The organism is Micromonospora sp. NPDC005163, from assembly GCF_053599835.1.
This window is the reverse complement of the sequence record NZ_JBSFYP010000014.1, coordinates 92,050-111,200: the sequence shown is the minus strand read 5'-3', so window position 1 is coordinate 111,200 and position 19,151 is coordinate 92,050. Positions and strand designations below refer to the sequence as shown.

Below are 19,151 nucleotides of genomic sequence, written 5' to 3'. Positions count from 1 at the left end.
TCCCCCGGCCCGGCCCCGCGCCCCCGCCGTTGATCATGAAGTTAGCGGCGCGACACGCCGATACGGACGCCGCCAACCTCATGATCAACGCACGGAAGGGCGCGGGAAGCGCGGGGGCGCGGGGGTTAGAAGCCGAGGGCTTGGGCTCGGCGTTTGACTTCGCGGGCCTGGTCGCCGGAGAGGGCGGCGGCCGGGGTGGCGCCGGGGAGGGTGTCGTCCGGCTCGTAGAGCCAGCGCAGCGCGGCCTCGTCGTCGTAGCCGTTGTCGGAGAGCAGGTTGAGCACGCCAGGCAGGTGCTTGAGCGCGGTCTGGTTGGCCACCAGGTCCGCCGGCACCCGGCGGATGCCGTCGCGGCGGACCGCCAGCAGCTCCCGGTCGCGGATCATCTGGTGCACCTTGCTGATCGACACGTCGAGGCGCTCGGCGACGTCAGGCAGGGTGAGCCAGCCGGCCGGGTCTGCGGGGCCGGCGAGCTCGGGGCCGGGCACGGCCTGGTCGGGTACGGGTTCGGTCACCCGATCACCCTGCCACGCCACTGCCCGGACGGGCCACCGGGCACCCCGGGACGACCGGTCCGAACACCCGGGTAGACGCCCGGCGACCAGCGGATGAGGGGGTCGGGACAGCTCGGCGGGCGCAGCGGGACGGACCAGGTTGGCCATCGGCTGTAGCATCCTGTTCAACCTTTGCCCCCTGGACACATAGACTCCCTGCCGATGGACACACAGGTCGCCGACACGTTGCTGGGCTCGCTGATCGACGGGCGCTACCGCATTCGCGGTCGCGTGGCTCGTGGCGGCATGGCGACCGTGTACACCGCCACCGACGAGCGCCTCGAGCGCACCGTCGCTGTCAAAATCATTCACCCGACGCAGGCGCCCGAGGCCCGGGCCCGGATCGCCAACTTCGTGGCCCGGTTCACCGACGAGGCGAAGACCATCGCCCGGCTGACCCACCCGAACGTGGTGGCGGTCTACGACCAGGGCACCCACGGTGGGCTGCCGTACCTGGTGATGGAGTACGTCCGCGGCCGCACGCTGCGCGACGTGCTGGCCGAGCGGCGCCGGGTCAACCCGGACGAGGCGCTGGCCATCGCCGAGCAGATGCTCGCCGCGATCGCCGCCGCGCACCGCGCCGGCCTGGTGCACCGGGACGTCAAGCCGGAGAACGTGCTGGTCGCCGAGGCGCCCACCGGTGGTGTCGCCAACCTGGTGGACAGCGTGGTCAAGGTGGCCGACTTCGGGTTGGCCCGGGCGGTCGAGGCGAGCGCCGACGATGAGCAGGGCAACCAGCTGATGGCCACCGTGGCGTACGTCGCCCCGGAGCTGGTCACCGAGGGCCGGGCCGACCCGCGCACCGACGTCTACTCGGCGGGCATCGTGCTGTTCGAGATGCTCACCGGTCGGGTGCCCTACGACGGTGACCGCCCGGTGGACGTGGCGTGGCAGCACGTCGACCGGGACGTGCCGGCACCGTCGACGCTGGTGCCCGGCCTGCCGCCGATCCTCGACGATCTGGTTCAGCGGGCCACCCGGCGCGACCCCGGCGCCCGGCCCGCCGACGCCGGGGCGCTGCTGGCCGAGGTGCAGACGGCCCGGGACGACCTGGGCGACGTCAACAGCCGTACCGCCGTGCTGCGCCGGGTGACCGACGAGCCGCCGATGTCACAGCCGACCATGATGGTCGCCACCGTCCGCCCGGCCGAGCGGCCGGCCTGGGCCCGGCTGCCCGAGGGCGGTGGGCAGGGGCCGGGCCGACGGCGGGCCGCCCCGGAGCCGGCGGATGGCCTGGGGTCCCGCCTCGCCGCGCTGCGCGGCAGGGTGCTGGCCCACCCGCAGGGCCCGCTGGCCGTCGGGGCCGTGGTGGTGATGCTGGTCCTGGTGGCCGCGCTCGGCGGCTGGTGGTTCGGCGTCGGCCGCTACACGGCAGCCCCGCAGCTGGTCAGCCTGAGCAACGCCGACGCGCAGGCGCGGGCCGAACGCGCCGGGCTTACCCTGGCCTACGGCGAGCCGCGCTACGACGAGAAGGCGCCGAAGGACAGCGTGCTGGGGCAGAGCCCGGCTTCGGCTACCAAGGTCGTCAAGGGCGGCACGATCACCCTGACCCTCTCCCTGGGCCCGGAGCGCTTCCCGGTGCCGGACGTGATCGGCAAGGAGTTCGAGCTGGCCGAGGCGGACCTGGTCAACGCGAACCTGGTGGTGGCCAAGGGCACCGCCCGCTACGACGACAACCTGCCGGCCGGAGTCGTGGTGGACAGCTCCCCCAAGGTGGGCGCCGAGGTCAAACCGGGCGCGAAGATCACCCTCATCCTGAGCCGGGGGCGGGCGCCGGTGTCGGTGCCGAACCTGGTCGGCAAGAGCCTGACCGAGGCTCAAACCACCCTGGCCCAGCTCAACCTCGTGCTGGTGGAGACCTACAAGGACTCCGACAAGCCCAAGGACGAGATCCTGGGCCAGAGCCCGGCCGACGGCACGGGCGTGGAAAAGGGCGCCCAGGTCAAGCTGGAGGTCAGCAAGGGCCCGCCGCTGGTGGTCGTACCCCGGGTGGTCGACCTGCCCTGCCCGGAGGCCAAGCAGGCGCTGGAGAGCCAGGGCTTCCCGGTGGCCGTCCAGCTCAACCCGAACGCCGTGGTCCGTTTCCAGAACCCGGGCGAGAACTCGCAGGTGCCGCCGGGCACCCAGGTCACCATCGGGTGTTTCTGAGATGCCGGTGACCCGCTCCCGACCGGCCGGCGCGCACACCCCCACCTCCGGGGGGCTGGCCAGGGCCGCCCTGCCGTATGCCGACGCGACCGGCGCCGAGGTGGTGCAGGTCTACGTCTCCAACTCGCGAGGCTGGGCGCTACCTCCGGGTGACCCGGCGCAGGACGCGCTGTTCCGCGACGGTTGCGCCGAGCGGGGCATCCCGGCCTTCATCCACGCCTCGCTGCTGGTCAACCTGGGCTCACCCACCCCGGCCACGGTCGAGCGCTCCGCCCAGACGCTGGCGCACGCGCTACGCCGGGGCATCGCGATCGGCGCCCGGGCGGTGGTGTTCCACGCGGGCAGTTCGGTGGACGAGGGGTACGCCGAGGAGGCGATGCGGCAGGTCCGCCAGGAGCTGCGGCCGCTGCTCGACTGGACCGCCGAGGTCGGCGGGCCAATGCTGCTGGTCGAGCCGAGCGCGGGCGGCGGCCGGTCGCTCGCCTCTCGCGTGGAGCAGCTCGGGCCCTACCTGGACGCGGTGGACCGGCACCCCATGCTCGGGGTCTGCTTCGACACCTGCCACGCCTGGGCGGCCGGGCACGACCTGGCGGCCGAGGGCGGCATGACGGCGACCCTGGACACGCTGGTGGCCACCGTGGGTACGGACCGGCTGCGGCTGGTGCACGCCAACGACTCGAAGGATCTGTGCGGCTCCACCCGGGACCGGCACGAGAACATCGGCAAGGGCACCATCGGTGAGCCCGCCTTCGCCGAGCTGATGGCCCACCCGGCCACCGCCGGCGTCCCCATCGTCGTGGAGACGCCCAGCGAGAAGCAGGTCGGCCACGCCGCCGACATCGCCACCCTCACCCGCCTCCACCCCTGACCACGCCCCACCCGCCCCAAGCTGTTGATCAAGAGATTTGCGTCATCCTGGAGCCGGGATCTGACGCAAACCTCTTGATCACTAAGGGAACCGCAGGGGGGCGGGAGGCGGGGTCAGGCGGCCAGGAGGCGGGCCAGGACGGTGGCGGCGCGGGTGACGCCGGCGTCGTCGAGGTCCAGGTGGGTGACCAGGCGGGCGGTACGCGGGCCGAGCACCGAGATCAGCACGCCCTCGGCCCGCGCGGCGGCCGCCAGGGCGCGTGCGTCCAGCGCGTGCTTTGTCAGGTCCAACGGGACCAGGTTGGTGCGGACCGCGGCGGCGAGCACGCCGAACGGCGCGACCGCCTCGGCGAGCCGTGCCGCCCTGGCGTGGTCCTCGGCCAGCCGGTCGACGTGGTGCGCCAGCGCGTACCGGCCGGCGGCGGCGAGGATGCCGGCCTGCCGCATGCCGCCACCCATCCGCTTGCGGATCAACCGGGCCCGTTCGATCTTCTCCGCGCTGCCCACCACCAACGAGCCGACCGGTGCGCCGAGGCCCTTGGACAGGCAGACCGACAGCGTGTCGAAGAGCTGGCCGTAGTCGACCAGCGGCACACCGTCGGCGACATGTGCGTGCCAGATCCGGGCGCCGTCGCAGTGCAGGGCCACCCCCGCCTCGTCGGCGACCCGGCGCAGCTCCCGCAGGGTGGCCAGCGGGATCACTCCCCCGCCGCCCCGGTTGTGGGTCTGCTCGACCGCGATCGCCCGGGTGGGGACGGCGAAGTAGCCGTCCGGCCGGATCATCCCGGCGACCGCCTCCGGGTCGATGTCCGCGCCGACCGCCGGCCAGGTCCGGGAGGAGATCCCGCCGTACGCGGCCGCGGCGCCGATCTCGTACGTGACCACGTGCGCGTCGGCGTCGCAGAGCAGCTCGTTGCCGGGCGACACCAGCAGTTGCAGGGCGATCTGGTTGGCCATCGACCCGCTCGGCGCGAACAGCGCCGCCTCGTGCCCGAACAGCGCGGCGACCTCGGCCTCCAGCGCGTTGACGGTCGGGTCCTCGCCGTAGACGTCGTCACCGACCTCGGCGGTGGCCATCGCCTCCCGCATGCCGGAGGTCGGTCGGGTCACCGTGTCGGACCGCAGGTCCACGAATGCGTCAGCCACGCAACATCTCCGCTACCAGGAAGGCCAGCTCCAACGACTGCTGGGTGTTCAGTCGCGGGTCGCAGGCGGTTTCGTACCGGTCGGGCAGGTCGAGGTCCTCGATGCCCTGGGCGCCACCGAGGCACTCGGTGACGTCCTCGCCGGTCAGTTCGACGTGCAGGCCACCGGGGTGGGTGTCCAGCCCTCGGTGGACCTCGAAGTAGCCGAGCACCTCGTCGACGATGCGGTCGAAGTGCCGGGTCTTGTAGCCGTTGGACGACTCGTGCGTGTTGCCGTGCATCGGGTCGCACTGCCAGACCACCTTGGCGCCGGCCGCGGTGACCTTGGCCACGATCGGCGGCAGGGCGTCCCGCACCCGGTGGTTGCCCATCCGGCTGATCAGGGTGAGTCGGCCGGGGATGTTGTCGGGGTTGAGCTTCTCGCACAGCTCGATCGCCTCGTCCGGCGAGGTGGACGGGCCGAGCTTGACCCCGATGGGGTTGGCGATCCGGGAGATGAAGTCGATGTGTGCGCCGTTGATCTGCCGGGTGCGCTCGCCGATCCAGAGGAAGTGCCCGGAGAGCCCGTACGCCCGGCGGTCGGAGACCCGGGTGAGCGCCCGGTCGTACTCCAGGGCGAGGGCCTCGTGGGAGCAGTAGAGGGTGACGGTGCGCAGCGCCTCGTCGTCGGTCATCCCGCAGGCCCGGATGAAGGCCAGCGCCCGGTCGATCTCCCGGGCGATCGCCTCGTAGCGCTCCCCGGCCGGGGAGTTCTTCACGAAGCCCTTGTTCCAGTCGTGCACGGCGTGCAGGTCGGCGAGCCCGCCGGCGAGGTACGCCCGGAGCATGTTCATCGCCGCCGCCGAGTTGGCGTACGCCCGGATCATGCGCTGCGGGTCGGCGACCCGGGCGGCGGGGTCCGCCTCCAGCGAGTTGATCATGTCGCCGCGGTAGGCGGGCAGACCGCGCGCGTCGGTGGGTAGCGAGCGGGGCTTGGTGTATTGCCCGGCGACCCGGGCGACCTTCACCACCGGCAGCGACGCGCCGTAGGTGAGCACGATCGCCATCTGGAGCAGGGTGCGGGCGTTGGCCAGCAGGTGACTCTCGGTGTTGTCGGCGAAGGTCTCGGCGCAGTCACCGCCCTGGAGCAGGAACGCCTTGCCCTCGCAGACCAGGGCGAGCTTCTGCCGGAGCTGGTCCACCTCGTAGGGCGCGACGACCGACGGCACGGTGTCGAGCACCTTGCAGACCTGGGCGACGGTGGCCGGATCGGACCACGGCGGGGTCTGCTCGCGGGGCAGGTCCCGCCAGCGGTCGAGACCGAGGGCGGCGTCCTCCGCGGAGTCGACGGTCGGTCGGCTGGTCTGCAGGCCCGGGCTGCCCACCGCGGGATGGCTCAGCTGATGCCACTCATGGCGCATGACAGAAAGCGTACGGCGACCGCCGGGGTGCCCGGGCGGCGAGGGGGACGGTTCCGGCAGATGGGAGATCAGTCCCAGTGTGCGCAGGTCAGGAAGCGGGCGAGGGGACGACGCCGGCCGGCGGGGCGCCGCCCGGTGTTTCCCCGGCGATGCACCAGTCACCGCCGTCGCGGGTGACGGTGAACACCAGCGGCCGGGTGGTCTTGCGCTTGCCGGCGGTGACCGACACCGAGACGCTAACCTCCTGGCCGCGCGGGCCGGACCGGACGTCGATGATCGCCGCCGTGGGCACCTCGAAGTGGTCCGCGAAGTCGCCGTTGGGGCCGGTCGCGCCCAGGTCGAAGCCCTCGTGCAGCAGCGCGCAGAGCTGGCTTCGGCCGGCGGCCACGTCCTTGGCGGTCATCGCGTCGAGGTACGCCTGCACGCGCTCACGGGACCGGGTGGAGGCCTCCTCGGCGGGCGCCCGCTCGGGCTTGGCGGACGGCTCGTCGCCGCCGCCGGTGAGCCCACAGCCGACCAGGGCGACCGGCAGCAGCGCCAGCCCGGCGGCGGTAGCCGCCAGCCTGCGGTGGGTCGGGCGCATGACCACCTCCGTCGACGGGGACATCGAGACTGCCGAGCCGCGAGTCTGCCACATCGGGCGGGTCCCGCCCAACGCCGGCGGCCCGGCCGACGCTGGGCGTCGACCGGGCCGGTGCGCCACGGGCGGGGAGGGACGGTGCGTGCCCCTCCCCGCCGTGTGGGTGGTGCGTCGGCCCTCGGCTCAGCCGAGACCGCCCTTGATGGCGCCGATGAGCTCGCCGTTTCCGGTGTCACCGGAGAGCTCCCAGAAGAACGCGCCACCGAGGCCCTGGTTCTTCGCGTACGTCATCTTGCCGTTGATGGTGGACGGGGTGTCGTAACTCCACCAGTTGCTGCCGCACTTGGCGTACGCCGTGCCGCCGACCGTGCCGGTGGCCGGGCAGGTGTTCTTGAGGACCTTGTAGTCCTCGATGCCCGCCTCGTAGGTGCCCGGCGCGGCGCCGGTGGCGCTGCCGCCCGGGGCGGCCTGGGTGACGCCGGTCCAGCCCCGGCCGTAGAAGCCGATGCCGAGCAGCAGCTTGTTGGCCGGGATGCCCTTGCTCTTGAGCTTCTGGATCGCCGCGTCGGAGTTGAAGCCCTGCTGCGGGATGCCGGTGTACGAGGTGAGCGGGGAGTGCGGGGCGGTCGGACCCTGGGCGGCGAAGGCGCCGAAGTAGTCGTACGTCATCGGCATCAGCCAGTTGAGGTTGCCGATGGCGCCGGCGTAGTCGGTGGCGTCGATCTTGCCGCCGTTGCTGCCGTCCGCGGTGATCGCGGCGGTGACCAGGGCGTTGGAGCCGAACCTCGACCGCAGCGCGCTGATCACGTTCTTGAACGCGTTCGGGCCGCTGGTGTCGCAGGTCAGACCACAGGCGTTGGGGTACTCCCAGTCGACGTCGATGCCGTCGAAGACGTCCGCCCAGCGCGGGTCCTCGACAAGGTTGTAGCAGCTCTCCGCGAAGGCGGCCGGGTTCTGCGCGGCCTGGGTGAAGCCGCCCGACCAGGTCCAGCCGCCGAAGGACCAGATCACCTTGAGGTGCGGGTTCATCTGCTTGAGCTTGCGCAGCTGGTTGAAGCTGCCGCGCAGCGGCTGGTCCCAGGTGTCGGCGACGCCGTCGACGCTGTCCGCCGCGGTGTACGCCTTCTCGTAGTCGGCGTAGCTGTCCCCGATGGCGCAGCGGCCGCCGGTGGTGTTGCCGAAGGCGTACAGGATGTGGGTCAGCTTCGCGGCCGAGCCGCTGGTCTGGATGTTCTTGACGTGGTAGTTGCGCCCGTAGACGCCCCACTCGGCGAAGTAGCCGACGACCTTCTTGCCACCCGGGTTCGGCGGGGTGGTGGTCGGCGGCGGAGTGGTGGGCGGCGGGGTGGTGGGCGGGGTCGTGGTCGGCGGGGTGGTGGTCGGCGGGGTCGTGGTCGGCGGAGGGGTGCCACCGCCGCAGGCCGCGCCGTTGACGGTGCAGTTCAGTGGCGCCTTGTAGGCGCCGGTGCCGTTGTAGCCCCAGCTGAACGAGGCGCCCGGGGCGAGCGCACCGGCCCAGCTCTTCTTGACCGCGACGTAGTGGTTGCCGCTGCTGGTCACGTCGGCGTCCCAGGAGCTGCTGATGGTGGTGCCCGACGGCAGGTCGAACTCGATGCGCCAGGTGCTGACCGTGGCACTGGACCCGTTGGTGACGGTCACCTTCGTCTCGTGACCGGTCCCCCAGTCCTGTGCCTTGGTGAACGTGGTGGTGACCGTGCCGGCGCCGAACGCGGTGGTCATCGGCACCGCCGCGACGGTCACGGCGACCACGGCACCGGCCCAGAGGGCCCGGCGGAGCGATCTTTTCATGAGGCGTCTCCCGAACTGTTAGGAAACTTTCCAAAAGAGATGGTGAGACGGTACTCACGGCGTCATCACTTCGTCAAGATGTACATGTTTCGATTTCTTCTGGTGGCGTGGAATGCGCCCGCTCCGCCCGTCACCGGAGCCCCGTCAGCCGGCGCGTAGCCTCGGGCCATGACCGTCTTCGACATCCCGATCGACGCCCTCACCGGTGGCCCCGCCGACCTCGCCCGCTACCGCGGCCGGGCGCTGCTGGTCGTCAACGTCGCCTCCCGCTGCGGCCTCACCCCGCAGTACGCCGGCCTCCAGACCCTCGCGGACTCCTACGCCGACCGCGGCCTGGTGGTGCTCGGCGTGCCCTGCAACCAGTTCGCCGGGCAGGAGCCGGGCAGCGCCGCCGAGATCAGCGACTTCTGCCAGGTCAACTACGGGGTCACCTTCCCCTTGACCGAGAAGGTCGACGTCAACGGCCCCGACCGGCACCCGCTCTACGCGGCGCTGGTGGACACCCCGGACACCGACGGGCACACCGGGGACGTCCGGTGGAACTTCGAGAAGTTCCTGGTGGCCCCGGACGGCACGGTCGCCGCCCGATTCGCCCCCACGGTGGAGCCCGGCGCCGACGAACTGCGCGCCGCCATCGAGAAGGCGCTACCCGCCACGGCCTGACCCGGCCGGCATCACGGCGCGACGAACCGCCACTGCGCCGCGTCGGACAGCGGGCGGTAGCCGAGGGTCTGGTAGATCCGGTTGCTGGTGGGGTTGGCCAGGTCGGTGTAGAGCGTGCACGCGATGGCGCCGGCGTCCAGGGCGTACCGGGTGACGTCTGCGACGCAGCCGCTGGCGAAGCCGCGCCCCCGCCACTGTGGCGGCGTGTACACGCCGCTGACCCGGACCACGCCGGCGACCGGTCGGCTGAGCCAGGCCGTCGAAACCGGTGCGCCGGCCCGCTCCCAGAGCCAGAGCAGGTCGCCGTGCGGCAGCCGGGCGTCGATCTGCCCGGCCGCGTCGACCGGCGGACCGGCGGGCGTCGTCTCCGCGGCGTACGCGGCGGCCCAGGCGATCAGCAGGTCCCGGTCCGCGACGGTGGCCGGGCGGGCGCGTCCGGCCACCCCCACCGGCGGCCGGACCGCGTCCAGTCGGAAGATCCGCTGCGCGGTGCCGGGTACGGCCACCCTGCCGGCACATTCGGCGTACCGTTCGGCGAACTCGGTTACGGCCGGGACGGGGCCGTGCACCTCGACCAGCGGCGGCACCGCCCGCACGAAGTGCTCGGCGAACGCCCACGCGGCCGCCGGCGACACGGCGCCCAGCAGCGGCCCGCGCGGCGGCGTGTGCACCGCCGCACCCACCGTCGTGCCGGCGTCGACCAGCCGGACGAACCGCTCGCCCCCGGAGAGTGGCACGTCACCGGAGAGCCGGTCCGCGACGAGCGTCAGCAGTACGTTGTGCAGGACGGGCTCGCGACGCAACCAGGCGTCGGCTCCGGCGGCGAAGGTCGCGAGATCCTCGGTCAGACACTGCACGGACGGCATTCTGCGCACCCGTGGGCGCCTCGACAAGTGGAATAACCCACCACTGCGGTCGGGAATGTGTCGCGGGTGGACGGAGTTGGGAACCAACATGACAACTGTGGGACTCATCGGCAGCGGCCACATCGGCGGCACCATCGCCCGACTGGCGGTGGCCGCCGGCTACGACGTGGTGCTGAGCAACTCGCGGGGGCCGGAGACGCTCACCGACCTGGTCGACGAGCTGGGCGAGCACGCCAGCGCCGGCACGGCACAGGACGCGGCGCGGGTCGGCGACCTCGTGGTGGTCAGCGTTCCGCTCAAGGCCTACCGTGCGGTGCCGGTCGAGCCGCTGGCCGGCAAGGTCGTCATCGACACCAACAACTACTACACCCAGCGCGACGGCAACTTCCCGGAGCTGGACTCCGGCGAGGTCACCAGCAGCGAACTGCTCCAGCGGCACCTGCCGGACGCCCGGGTGGTCAAGGTCTTCAACAACATCTTCTTCAAGCACCTGGACTCGCTGGCCCGGCCGTCCGGCGCGGCCGACCGCAGTGCCCTCGCGATCGCCGGCGACGACGCCGCCGCGAAGGCCGAGGTGACGGCTTTCCTGGACCGCATCGGCTACGACGCGGTGGACGTCGGTCCGCTGGCCGAGGGGTGGCGCTACCAGCCGGACACGCCGGCCTACGGCACGCTCTACTCCGCCGACCCGACCGACTGGGAGCACCCGAAGCAGGGCGACGCCGACACGCTGCGCACCGCGCTGGCCGCCGCGACCCGCTGAGCAACGCCGCCGCCCTCCCTGCGATCGCCTACCGGGTGGTTGTGCGGAGAGCGGCGGCGAGTTCCTCGTCGTAGCTGGCGATGGGCTGGCCGTCCGAGGCGTACGCGACGAGCCGACCCTGTGCCATGTTCGCCGACCGGAACGAGAACGTCCGCGTCCCCGGGTAGGCGGCGAGCAGGGGGATGGTCCGGGGCGCCCCGCCCGGGGCGGAGTAGTACTCCAATCGGGCCACCTGCCCGGAGACCACGCCGTTGACCCGCACCTTGGTCTTCTCCGCCCGGGTGCCGAAGGTGACCGGCGCGTCGGTGCCGTAGGCGGCGCACTCGACCGGGCCACGGCAGACGAAGAAGTATCGTGGGTTGACCACGTCGTCGAGGGTGTACGCCTTGAAGGTGGGGTCCGCTCCGGCGGGCAGCGGTTGCACGGCGAAGAACGCCACCGCCACCGTGGCCGTGATGCCCACCCGCCACCAGGCCCGCCCGCCGACGGCCGGTCGCCGGCTCGTCCGGACGGCGGCGACCGCGACGCCACCGAAGCCGGCCAGGCACAGCAGGCACACCCCGACGGCCCGGGCGTTCTCGAACAGGAACTGCACGCCCGGCCGCATCGACACCGGACCGAGGACCGCACCCAACGAGACGACCATGGCGGCGAGCAGCGCCGCGCCGGCGGCCCGCTGGGTGACACCGGACGCGCCGATCAGCAGCATCGCGGCGAGCACCGGCCACACCTGATGATGGGTCCAGGAGACCGGGGACGCGGCCACGGTGGCGCAGCCGACGAGCACCGCGGCGTGACCGGGGCGGCCCTGCGCGGTCAACTGCCGGGCTCGCAGCAGCGCCGCCGCGCAGATGAGCGCCACCAGGCAGGCCCAGAGCAGGGGCAGCGCCGCCTCGTCGACCCCGACGCGCAACAGCATCCCGTGCACGGACTGGTTGCCCAGCGAGGCCAGGTTGCCGATCCGCGACGTCTGCCGCACCGCCTCGGTCCAGTAGGTCCAGCTCTCGCTGGGCAGCACGATCGCGGCGAGCCCCGCGCAGGCCACGAACGTCGCCGCCGCGCGGCCGGCGTCGCGGTAGCGGCCGGTGGCGAGGAAGTAGACCACGAACAGCAGCGGGGTCAGCTTGATCGCCGCGGCCACCCCGACCAGCACGCCACGCACCCGGGGTGGAACCAGGCCCATCCCGTCCAGCAGGGCCATCAGCACGATGAAGATGCTGACCTGCCCGAACCGTAGGTTGCTCTGCACCGGCGCGGAGAGCATCAGCACGGTGGCCGCCACCGCCACGACGAGCGGGCGATGGGACCGTCGGGCGGTCAGCGCGACACCGACCGACCCGGCGATGGCGACGACCGCCGCGCACGTCGCCACCAACCAGGCCACCTGCAAAACGCCCTCGCTGACGGCGGTGATCGGACCCAGCACGAGGGCGGCGAAAGGCGGATAGGTGAACGGGCCCCCGTTCTCCGCCACGTACCCGTACAGCGGCCGCCCGGCCCGCAGGTCGGACAACGCTCCGTAGTAGATGTGCAGGTCGGAGAGGCGGTCCTCGCGTCGTGACACGAGCACACAGGACACCAGGGCGACGACGGCGAAAGCCGTCCACACCAGCGCCACCCGGCGATCCCGCATCGCCCGACAATAGGCGACCGCGACGGTGGGCGATGACCCGTCGACGACGATCATCGCTACGTTTCCAAAATCCTGCGACATGCCGCTGACAACTTGCGCCGTGGTCCCGTACACGGGACTCTGTTCCCTGGGTTGCCGCCCGCTCACTGACCGTGCTCTCGGAGGCGACATGCGCATGCTCCCTACCATCGGGCCCCGCCGGCTGCTGGCCGGCGCCAGCGCGCTCCTGCTCGGCACCACCGTCGCCGCCGTCGGCGTCGCCACGCCGGCCAGCGCGGACACCGTCGGATACGTCCGGCTCGCCCATCTCTCCCCCGACACCCCGGCCGTGGACGTCTACCTGGCCGCCCCCGACGCCGCGAAGCCACGGGTCTTCCCCGGGGTGGGCTACGGCGTGGTCTCCGACTACCTGGAGCTGGCACCCGGCCGGTACGCGGTGGCGATGCGCGAGGCCGGCGCCCCCGCCAGCGATCCCCCGGTCCTCACCACCGAGGTCGCGGTGACCAGTGGCGACGCGTACACGGTGGCCGGCGTCGGCCGGCACGCCGACCTGGGGTTGCGGGTGCTCAACGACGACCTGAGCGCGCCCACCCCGGGCCGCGCCAAGGTACGCGTCGTGCAGGCGTCGGTGCGGACCCCGGTGCTGGACGTGGCCGCCGCCGACGGCCCGATGATCGCCAACGGCGTGCAGTTCGCCACCACCACGGACTACCAGCAGGTGGAGCCGGGTAGCTGGCGGCTGCGGCTGACCGGGGCCGGCGGGCCGAGCACCGACACCGAGGTGCGGCTCACCGGCGGCGCCGTCTACTCGCTGCTCGTGCTCGACGCGAAGCAGGGCGGTCTCACCGCCGAGCTGCGGCGCGACGCCGAGGGCGGCACCGTGGTACCCGCCGGTGGGGTGGACACCGGCGCCGGCGGCGTCGCCGGGACCGGGCGCGGCGGGTACCCCCTGGTGGCCGGCGGGTTGGCCGCGGCGGCCGTCGCGGTGAGCCTGCTGCTGTGGCGTCGGCGGCGCCGCACCACCTGGTGAACACCGGGCTCGGCCCCGCGATCCGACGGCACCGCGACCGTCGGGTGCCGCTGGCCGCGCTGGTCGCGGCCGGCGCGGCGGTCTGCCTGGTCGCCGGCACCGGGGTCGGTCTGGCCAGCACCGGCCCGCCGCCGCCGGTGGCGAGCTGGCAGCCGGGCTGCACCGACGACTGCCCGGCCGCCGCCGCCACGCCCGCGCCGCAGGGTCGACCCACCCGGGTACGCGTACCGCGGATCGGCGTCGACTCCGCGCTGACCGTCCTGGGCCTCGACCGCGCCGGCACGCTGATCCCGCCGGCCGACTTCGACACGGCCGGCTGGTACGGCGGCGGTCCGGCCCCCGGCGACACCGGGCCGGCTGTGCTGGCCGGGCACCTGGACTCGCGGCGCGGCCCGGCGGTCTTCGCCCGGCTCGGCGAGCTGCGTCCCGGCGATCGGGTGGAGGTGTGGCGCGGCGGGCAGCGCCTGTCGTTCAGGGTGACCGGGTCGCTGCGCACCCGTAAGGACCGGTTTCCCACCGCCGTGGTCTACGGTCCCACGCCCGGCCCGGAGCTGCGCCTGGTCACCTGCGGCGGCGACTTCGACCGGCGGCGCGGGCACTACCGGGACAACGTGGTGGTGTTCGCGGTGACCGACGCCGCCGACCCGGTCCTGCCGGACTCCGCCGCCGGCTGATCGACTCCGGTTCACGGATGTCGGGGCTTCCGGCTCACCGGGATGCCCCGGTTTCCGGGATGTCGAGTGGATCGTGCGGTGGTGGGAGCGCCGACGCGGCGTCAGACCGGGCGACGGCCGGCGAAGCCGCACTCGGCCCGGTGGTACCAGCGCACGTCGGAGTCCCCCTCCAGCCAGCACCAGAGCACGGCGCGGCCAGCCCGCTCGCCGGGGAAGTCGAGCAGCACCGGCGCGATGCCCTTGACCTGGATGTCGTGCTGGTGCAGCTCGTCAACGACGCCGTGCAGCCGGGCCTCCAGCCCCTTCACCTCGGCCAGCCCGCCGAGCGCGCTGACGCCGTGGTCGGCCAGGTCGACGCGCAACTCGGCCAGGTCGGCCCGGAGCCGGATCAACTCGTTGACGCGCGGCTGCAGGGTGGCCACCAGGTGCCGAGCCTGGGCGAGTGTGAACACCGCGCCAGTATGCGGCACACACCGGGCGGCCAGCCCCTGCGGCCTCAGTCGGCCTGGGCGGCCAGTTCGCGGGCGCGGTCCCGGGCCGCCTCCAGCGCGGCGAGCAGCGCCGCGCGGACGCCGTGCTTCTCCAGCTCACGGATGGCGGAAATGGTGGTGCCGGCCGGCGAGGTGACCGCCTCGCGCAGCTTGACCGGGTGCTCGCCGGAGTCGCGCAGCATCACGGCGGAGCCGATCGCGGTCTGCACGATCAGCTCATGCGCCACCTGCCGGGGCAGCCCGAGCAGGATCCCGGCATCGATCATGGCCTCGACCAGCAGGTAGAAGTAGGCCGGGCCGGAGCCGGAGAGCGCGGTGACCGCGTCCTGCTGCGACTCGGGCACCCGGATCGTCTGGCCGAGGGGCTTGAACATCTCCTCCGCCAGCGCCAGGTGCGCACCGGTGGCGTGCGCGCCCGCCGAGATCGCCGTCATCGCCTCGTCGACCAGGGCCGGTGTGTTGGTCATCACCCGGACCACTGGCGTGCCGTCGGGCAGCCGGCGGTTGAAGAAGCTGGTGGGCAGCCCGGCGCAGAGCGAGATGACCAGCTTGTCGGCGGGCACCTTGGGGCCGATCTCGTCCAGCAACGTGGCGGCGTCCTGCGGCTTGACCGAGACCGCGAGCACCGCCGCCTCGTCCACCGCCGTCAGGTTGTCGACCACCCGGACGCCGTAGCGCGCGGTCAACTCCTCGGCGCGGGCCGGACGGCGGGCGGTGGCCAGCAGCCGATCCACCGGCCATCCCGAGCGCAGCAACCCGGAGAGCATCAGCTCCCCGATCTTCCCCGCGCCGATCACCGCGACGGTGTGCACCCCGGCGGACATCTCGGTCGTACCCCCTCGCGTCGGGTCGCGGCACGGCGGACCCGCAGGCCCGCCGCGCCGCCGACCGTCGATCAGCTGCCGAAGAAGACCTCGGCCTCGGCGTACCGCTCCAGCGGCACGGTCTTCAGCTCCCGGGTCGCCTCGGCGAGCGGCACCCGGACGATGTCGGTGCTCTGCATCGCGACCATCTTGCCCCAGTCGCCCTCGTGCACCGCGTCGATGGCCTGCAGGCCCAGGCGGGTGGCGAGCACCCGGTCGAAGGCGGTCGGGGTGCCGCCGCGCTGGATGTGGCCCAGCACCACGGTGCGGGCCTCCTTGCCGGTCTTGGCCTCCAGCTGCTCGGCGAGCCACTGGCCGATGCCGCCGAGGCGGACGTGACCGAACGAGTCCAGCTCCTGGTTGGCCAGCACCATCTGGCCGTCCAGCGGCTGGGCGCCCTCGGCGACCACGACGATCGGGGCGTACTGGTGCTGGAAGCGCTTCTCGACGTAACCGGCCACCTGGTCGACGTCGAACTGCCGCTCGGGCAGCAGGATGGCGTTGGCGCCACCGGCCAGGCCGGCGTGCAGGGCGATCCAGCCGGCGTGCCGGCCCATCACCTCGACGACCAGGGTGCGGTGGTGGCTCTCCGCGGTGGTGTGCAGCCGGTCGATGGCCTCCATCGCGATGTTGACCGCGGTGTCGAAGCCGAACGTGTAGTCGGTGGCGCCCAGGTCGTTGTCGATGGTCTTCGGCACGCCGACCACGTGCACACCCAGCTCGAAGAGCTTGGTGGCCACGCCGAGGGTGTCCTCGCCGCCGATCGCGATCAACGCGTCCACGCCCTGCGCGGCGAGATTGTCCTTGATCCGCTCGACGCCGTTCTCGATCTTGAACGGGTTGGTCCGGGACGAGCCGAGGATGGTGCCGCCGCGGGGCAGAATGCCGCGCACGTCGGCGATGTCCAGGGGCCGGGACAGGCCCTCCAGCGGGCCCTTCCAGCCGTCCCGGAAGCCCACGAACTCGTGACCGTAGGTGGCGACGCCCTTGCGGACCACCGCCCGGATGACCGCGTTGAGACCTGGGCAGTCGCCGCCGCCGGTGAGCACGCCGATACGCATGATCCGCTCATCCTCCTGGAGCATCAGGTAAAGCCCGATTAAGCCCCAGGATATGTGTCAGATCAGACCATCGGCGCCGTTGCCGGCCCGGGGCGGGCCGTCACTGCGCACTGTAGTCGGCCTGCCCGAACACCGACAGCGCGCCCCGGGGGCCGACCCGCCACCGGCCGGGCGGTCAGTAGGTCACCTCGTGGTTCTCGCCGGCCTCCGGCGGGCGGCCGGTCACCGCGGCCCTGGCGAAGCCGAGCAGGTTGACCATGGTGCTGCTGGGCGAGTCCCAGTACTCGGCGGAGCTGGCGTGCACCTTGATCAACGTGAGGCCGGGGGTGTCCAGCCCGTCCGGGAACCAGACCTTGAGCAGCGGGTTCCACAGCCGTTCGGCGCGGGCCCGATCGAACCCCTCGGTGGCGGTGCCGGAGACCGACACCCAGGCGTTGTGCCCCTGGTCGGAGAAGGCGACGTTGACCTCCGGGTTCACCCGGATCTGGCGGATCTTGGCCGAGTCGGCGTGGGCGAAGAACCACAGGTCGCCGTCGAACTCGGCCTCCTGGAGCCCCATCGGCCGGCTCACCTGCCGCCCGTCCAGGGCGATCGTGGTGAGCATGCAGATCCGCGCGGCCCGAACCAGCTCGGTGACCCGGACACGGGCCTCGGCCGCGCTGGTCGGCTCGTTGCTCATGGCACTCTCCCTCGGCTCGACTCGTCGAACCGGTGCCCGGGACAGAACCGGTCAAACCTCCGGTGCCCACGACCGCCGCTCAGCGGGCCGTCATCGCCCGCCAGCGGGCCAGGTTGTGCCGGGCGTCGACCAGGGCGTCGTGCCGCGCCGCGTCAGCGTCCGGCAGGGTCGGCCGGCCCCGGTCGTCCCACAGCTGCCGCAGCTCCTTGGTGAATCGGGGGATCTCCCGGGGCAGCGCCGGCATCGCCCCCCAGAGCTGCGCGAGCACCACGTGGTCGTACGCCGCGTACCAGGCCCACAGCTCCAACTGCTCCCCCGGCCGGTCCCGGATGGGCTCCATGAGGAAGTCGTACAGGTCGTCGCGGATGCGCTCCCGCGAGCGCCAGGCCCGGTCGGCCGGCGAGGGCAGCTTGTCCAGCACGTTGCGCCGGACCCAGGGCACGGCACGGGAGTCGTCGAACTCGGTGGAGACCGCGTAGAACTCGCGGCCGTACTCGTCGACGACACCGATCGAGACGAGGTCGACGATCCGGCCGTCCTCGATGAACTCGCAGTCGTAGAAGTAGCGGTAGACCATTCCGGCCATCCTCGCCCACCGCCGGCCGGCGGTGGGCGGCGGGGCCCCGCCGACCGTCGTGGCCCCGCCGGGCGGTGACCAGCGCCACCGGCCCGGATCGGCAGCTCGACAAGCGGTACGCCGCAGCTCGCGACGGTCACGGAAGTGCTTCGAGGGGTGTACAGCAAGCGACCGGACCGTCATGATCTGATGTGTATCGCTACCGGACGCCGAAGCGGTGTCAGTTCACCTTGTCGGGCCCAGCAGGTTCACCGGTGAGCGAGTTGTGGTCCTTGACCGGGGAGGGGTTGGGCCGTGGAGGTTCGCCTGCCGGAGCCGGGTGATGCGCTCACGGGTGTCGAGATGTTCGCCGGGTTGGAGCCCGAGGTACGGCAGCGTGTCATCGCCGCCGCCGTCCCGCGCACCTATCGCAAGGGTCAGCTGCTCTTCGTGGAGAACGACCCGGGCGAGTCGCTGATCGTGCTGCGCCGCGGCGCGGTGGCCGTCTTCCGCACCGCACCCACCGGCGAGCGGGCCGTGCTGTCGGTGATCCGTCCGCCGGACGTGCTCGGCGAGGTTTCCCTGCTCGATGCCTCCACCCGGTCCGCCTCCGCCGAGGCCATCGAGGACTGCGCGGCGCTCGCGCTCTCCCGGGGGGCGTTCATGGAGCTGGTGCACTCCAACCCGCGCATCCTGGACGCGGTGATGCGCTCGCTGGGTGGGCTGATCCGCCGGCTCACCGAGCAGAACGCCGACCACGTCTTCCTCGACCTGCCCGGCCGGGTGGCCAAGACGCTGGTCCGGCTCGCCGGCGAGAGTCAGGCCCCGATGATCACAATCGAGCTCAACCAGAGCCAACTGGCCGAGATGGCCGGCGGCTCCCGGCAGAGCGTCAACCAGGCGATCGGCTCGTTCGCCAGTCGGGGCTGGCTGCGTACCGAGGGGCGACGGATCGTGGTGACCGACGTCGCCGCGCTGCGCCGGCGCGCCGGCATGAACGACCGCTGACCCGCGGGCAGCGCACCGAAGCGGACACGACGCGGCCGGGTCACCCGTGGGCGACCCGGCCGCGTCGTCGCCTCACCGGCGCTGAGTCAGACCCCGGAGCTGCCCGGCCCGGCCCACTTGTCCGGGCCCTTGCCGTCACCGTCCGGGCCGTGGGACTGCTCGATGACGATGCCCTCGGCCTGGAGGGTGGCGAGCGTGGCGGCGTCGACGTCCACCGAGTCACCCGCGGAGTGGCTGACCCCGTTGCCGTCGGTCCAGTCGCTCTCCAGCTTGACGTACACCATTGACCTGTCCCCCTCTGGTCGCTGATCGACATGTGGCCGCCTGAATCTAGTCCGTGAAGCCGTGTGTGGACTGTCCA

At 72.6% G+C, this 19,151-nt stretch carries 20 protein-coding genes; 7 read left to right on the top strand and 13 right to left on the bottom strand.

Annotation, left to right across the window (positions count from 1 at the left end):
• Positions 1-125: 125 nt before the first annotated feature.
• Positions 126-515 carry an Rv2175c family DNA-binding protein gene (locus ACWD6N_RS12830; protein WP_354965029.1) on the bottom strand — a complete coding sequence of 130 codons (390 nt, stop codon included), beginning with the start codon at positions 513-515 and terminating at the stop codon, positions 126-128.
• Between the two features lie 201 nt (positions 516-716).
• Here ACWD6N_RS12830 and pknB point away from each other — a divergent pair, with 201 nt between their 5' ends.
• Together pknB and ACWD6N_RS12820 are read left to right on the top strand one after the other, a co-directional pair.
• The gene (gene pknB / locus ACWD6N_RS12825) at positions 717-2,702 is read left to right on the top strand and encodes a Stk1 family PASTA domain-containing Ser/Thr kinase (RefSeq protein WP_354965030.1); all 1,986 of its coding nucleotides are present in this window, start codon (positions 717-719) and stop codon (positions 2,700-2,702) included.
• 1 nt (position 2,703) lies between these two features.
• Entirely contained in the window at positions 2,704-3,570 is an 867-nt protein-coding gene (locus ACWD6N_RS12820; protein ID WP_354965031.1) for a deoxyribonuclease IV, read from the top strand.
• A 113-nt stretch (positions 3,571-3,683) separates the two neighbouring features.
• Here the strand turns inward: ACWD6N_RS12820 and ACWD6N_RS12815 are convergent, their stop codons facing one another.
• The 4 genes from ACWD6N_RS12815 to ACWD6N_RS12800 all read right to left on the bottom strand — a co-directional run bounded on the left by ACWD6N_RS12815 (position 3,684) and on the right by ACWD6N_RS12800 (position 8,503).
• Positions 3,684-4,715, bottom strand: a complete 1,032-nt coding sequence (locus ACWD6N_RS12815; protein WP_354965032.1) for a threonine aldolase family protein — start codon at positions 4,713-4,715, stop codon at positions 3,684-3,686.
• Positions 4,708-6,114: a class II 3-deoxy-7-phosphoheptulonate synthase gene (locus tag ACWD6N_RS12810; protein WP_354965033.1), complete on the bottom strand. Its 1,407-nt coding sequence runs from the start codon at positions 6,112-6,114 to the stop codon at positions 4,708-4,710. Before ACWD6N_RS12810 ends, ACWD6N_RS12815 begins: the two co-directional genes overlap by 8 nt.
• Positions 6,115-6,202: 88 nt before the next feature.
• Complete coding sequence (locus tag ACWD6N_RS12805; protein ID WP_354965034.1) at positions 6,203-6,697, bottom strand: nuclear transport factor 2 family protein; 495 nt, start codon at positions 6,695-6,697, stop codon at positions 6,203-6,205.
• A gap of 180 nt (positions 6,698-6,877) precedes the next feature.
• On the bottom strand, positions 6,878-8,503 hold the full coding sequence (locus ACWD6N_RS12800) for a glycosyl hydrolase family 18 protein (RefSeq protein ID WP_354965035.1): 1,626 nt from the start codon (positions 8,501-8,503) through the stop codon (positions 6,878-6,880).
• 168 nt (positions 8,504-8,671) lie between these two features.
• Here ACWD6N_RS12800 and ACWD6N_RS12795 point away from each other — a divergent pair, with 168 nt between their 5' ends.
• Complete coding sequence (locus ACWD6N_RS12795) at positions 8,672-9,166, top strand: glutathione peroxidase (protein WP_354965036.1); 495 nt, start codon at positions 8,672-8,674, stop codon at positions 9,164-9,166.
• A gap of 11 nt (positions 9,167-9,177) precedes the next feature.
• Here ACWD6N_RS12795 and ACWD6N_RS12790 read toward each other — a convergent pair whose 3' ends face one another.
• Complete coding sequence (locus tag ACWD6N_RS12790) at positions 9,178-10,023, bottom strand: GNAT family N-acetyltransferase (RefSeq protein WP_354965037.1); 846 nt, start codon at positions 10,021-10,023, stop codon at positions 9,178-9,180.
• Between the two features lie 97 nt (positions 10,024-10,120).
• Here ACWD6N_RS12790 and ACWD6N_RS12785 point away from each other — a divergent pair, with 97 nt between their 5' ends.
• Complete coding sequence (locus ACWD6N_RS12785; protein ID WP_354965038.1) at positions 10,121-10,795, top strand: NADPH-dependent F420 reductase; 675 nt, start codon at positions 10,121-10,123, stop codon at positions 10,793-10,795.
• A 28-nt stretch (positions 10,796-10,823) separates the two neighbouring features.
• Here ACWD6N_RS12785 and ACWD6N_RS12780 read toward each other — a convergent pair whose 3' ends face one another.
• Positions 10,824-12,428 (bottom strand): glycosyltransferase 87 family protein, encoded by a 1,605-nt coding sequence (locus ACWD6N_RS12780; protein ID WP_354965039.1) that lies wholly within the window; start codon positions 12,426-12,428, stop codon positions 10,824-10,826.
• 169 nt (positions 12,429-12,597) lie between these two features.
• Here ACWD6N_RS12780 and ACWD6N_RS12775 point away from each other — a divergent pair, with 169 nt between their 5' ends.
• Entirely contained in the window at positions 12,598-13,458 is an 861-nt protein-coding gene (locus ACWD6N_RS12775) for a DUF4397 domain-containing protein (RefSeq protein ID WP_354965040.1), read from the top strand.
• Entirely contained in the window at positions 13,428-14,132 is a 705-nt protein-coding gene (locus tag ACWD6N_RS12770) for a class F sortase (protein ID WP_354965041.1), read from the top strand. Before ACWD6N_RS12775 ends, ACWD6N_RS12770 begins: the two co-directional genes overlap by 31 nt.
• 101 nt (positions 14,133-14,233) lie before the next feature.
• Here the strand turns inward: ACWD6N_RS12770 and ACWD6N_RS12765 are convergent, their stop codons facing one another.
• The 5 genes from ACWD6N_RS12765 to ACWD6N_RS12745 all read right to left on the bottom strand — a co-directional run bounded on the left by ACWD6N_RS12765 (position 14,234) and on the right by ACWD6N_RS12745 (position 17,803).
• The gene (locus tag ACWD6N_RS12765) at positions 14,234-14,584 is read right to left on the bottom strand and encodes a DUF2203 domain-containing protein (RefSeq protein ID WP_354965042.1); all 351 of its coding nucleotides are present in this window, start codon (positions 14,582-14,584) and stop codon (positions 14,234-14,236) included.
• A gap of 44 nt (positions 14,585-14,628) precedes the next feature.
• Positions 14,629-15,447, bottom strand: a complete 819-nt coding sequence (gene proC / locus ACWD6N_RS12760; protein ID WP_354965043.1) for a pyrroline-5-carboxylate reductase — start codon at positions 15,445-15,447, stop codon at positions 14,629-14,631.
• Between the two features lie 71 nt (positions 15,448-15,518).
• The gene (locus tag ACWD6N_RS12755) at positions 15,519-16,547 is read right to left on the bottom strand and encodes a 6-phosphofructokinase (protein ID WP_354965126.1); all 1,029 of its coding nucleotides are present in this window, start codon (positions 16,545-16,547) and stop codon (positions 15,519-15,521) included.
• A gap of 175 nt (positions 16,548-16,722) precedes the next feature.
• Positions 16,723-17,226, bottom strand: coding sequence for a pyridoxamine 5'-phosphate oxidase family protein (locus ACWD6N_RS12750; protein WP_354965044.1), 504 nt, complete (start codon positions 17,224-17,226; stop codon positions 16,723-16,725).
• A gap of 79 nt (positions 17,227-17,305) precedes the next feature.
• The gene (locus ACWD6N_RS12745; protein WP_354965127.1) at positions 17,306-17,803 is read right to left on the bottom strand and encodes a polyadenylate-specific 3'-exoribonuclease AS; all 498 of its coding nucleotides are present in this window, start codon (positions 17,801-17,803) and stop codon (positions 17,306-17,308) included.
• Between the two features lie 294 nt (positions 17,804-18,097).
• On the opposite strand from ACWD6N_RS12745, the gene ACWD6N_RS12740 reads away from it, so the two are divergent.
• Positions 18,098-18,790 carry a Crp/Fnr family transcriptional regulator gene (locus ACWD6N_RS12740; protein ID WP_030337710.1) on the top strand — a complete coding sequence of 231 codons (693 nt, stop codon included), beginning with the start codon at positions 18,098-18,100 and terminating at the stop codon, positions 18,788-18,790.
• Between the two features lie 86 nt (positions 18,791-18,876).
• Here ACWD6N_RS12740 and ACWD6N_RS12735 read toward each other — a convergent pair whose 3' ends face one another.
• The gene (locus ACWD6N_RS12735; protein ID WP_354965045.1) at positions 18,877-19,074 is read right to left on the bottom strand and encodes a hypothetical protein; all 198 of its coding nucleotides are present in this window, start codon (positions 19,072-19,074) and stop codon (positions 18,877-18,879) included.
• Positions 19,075-19,151: the final 77 nt, after the last annotated feature.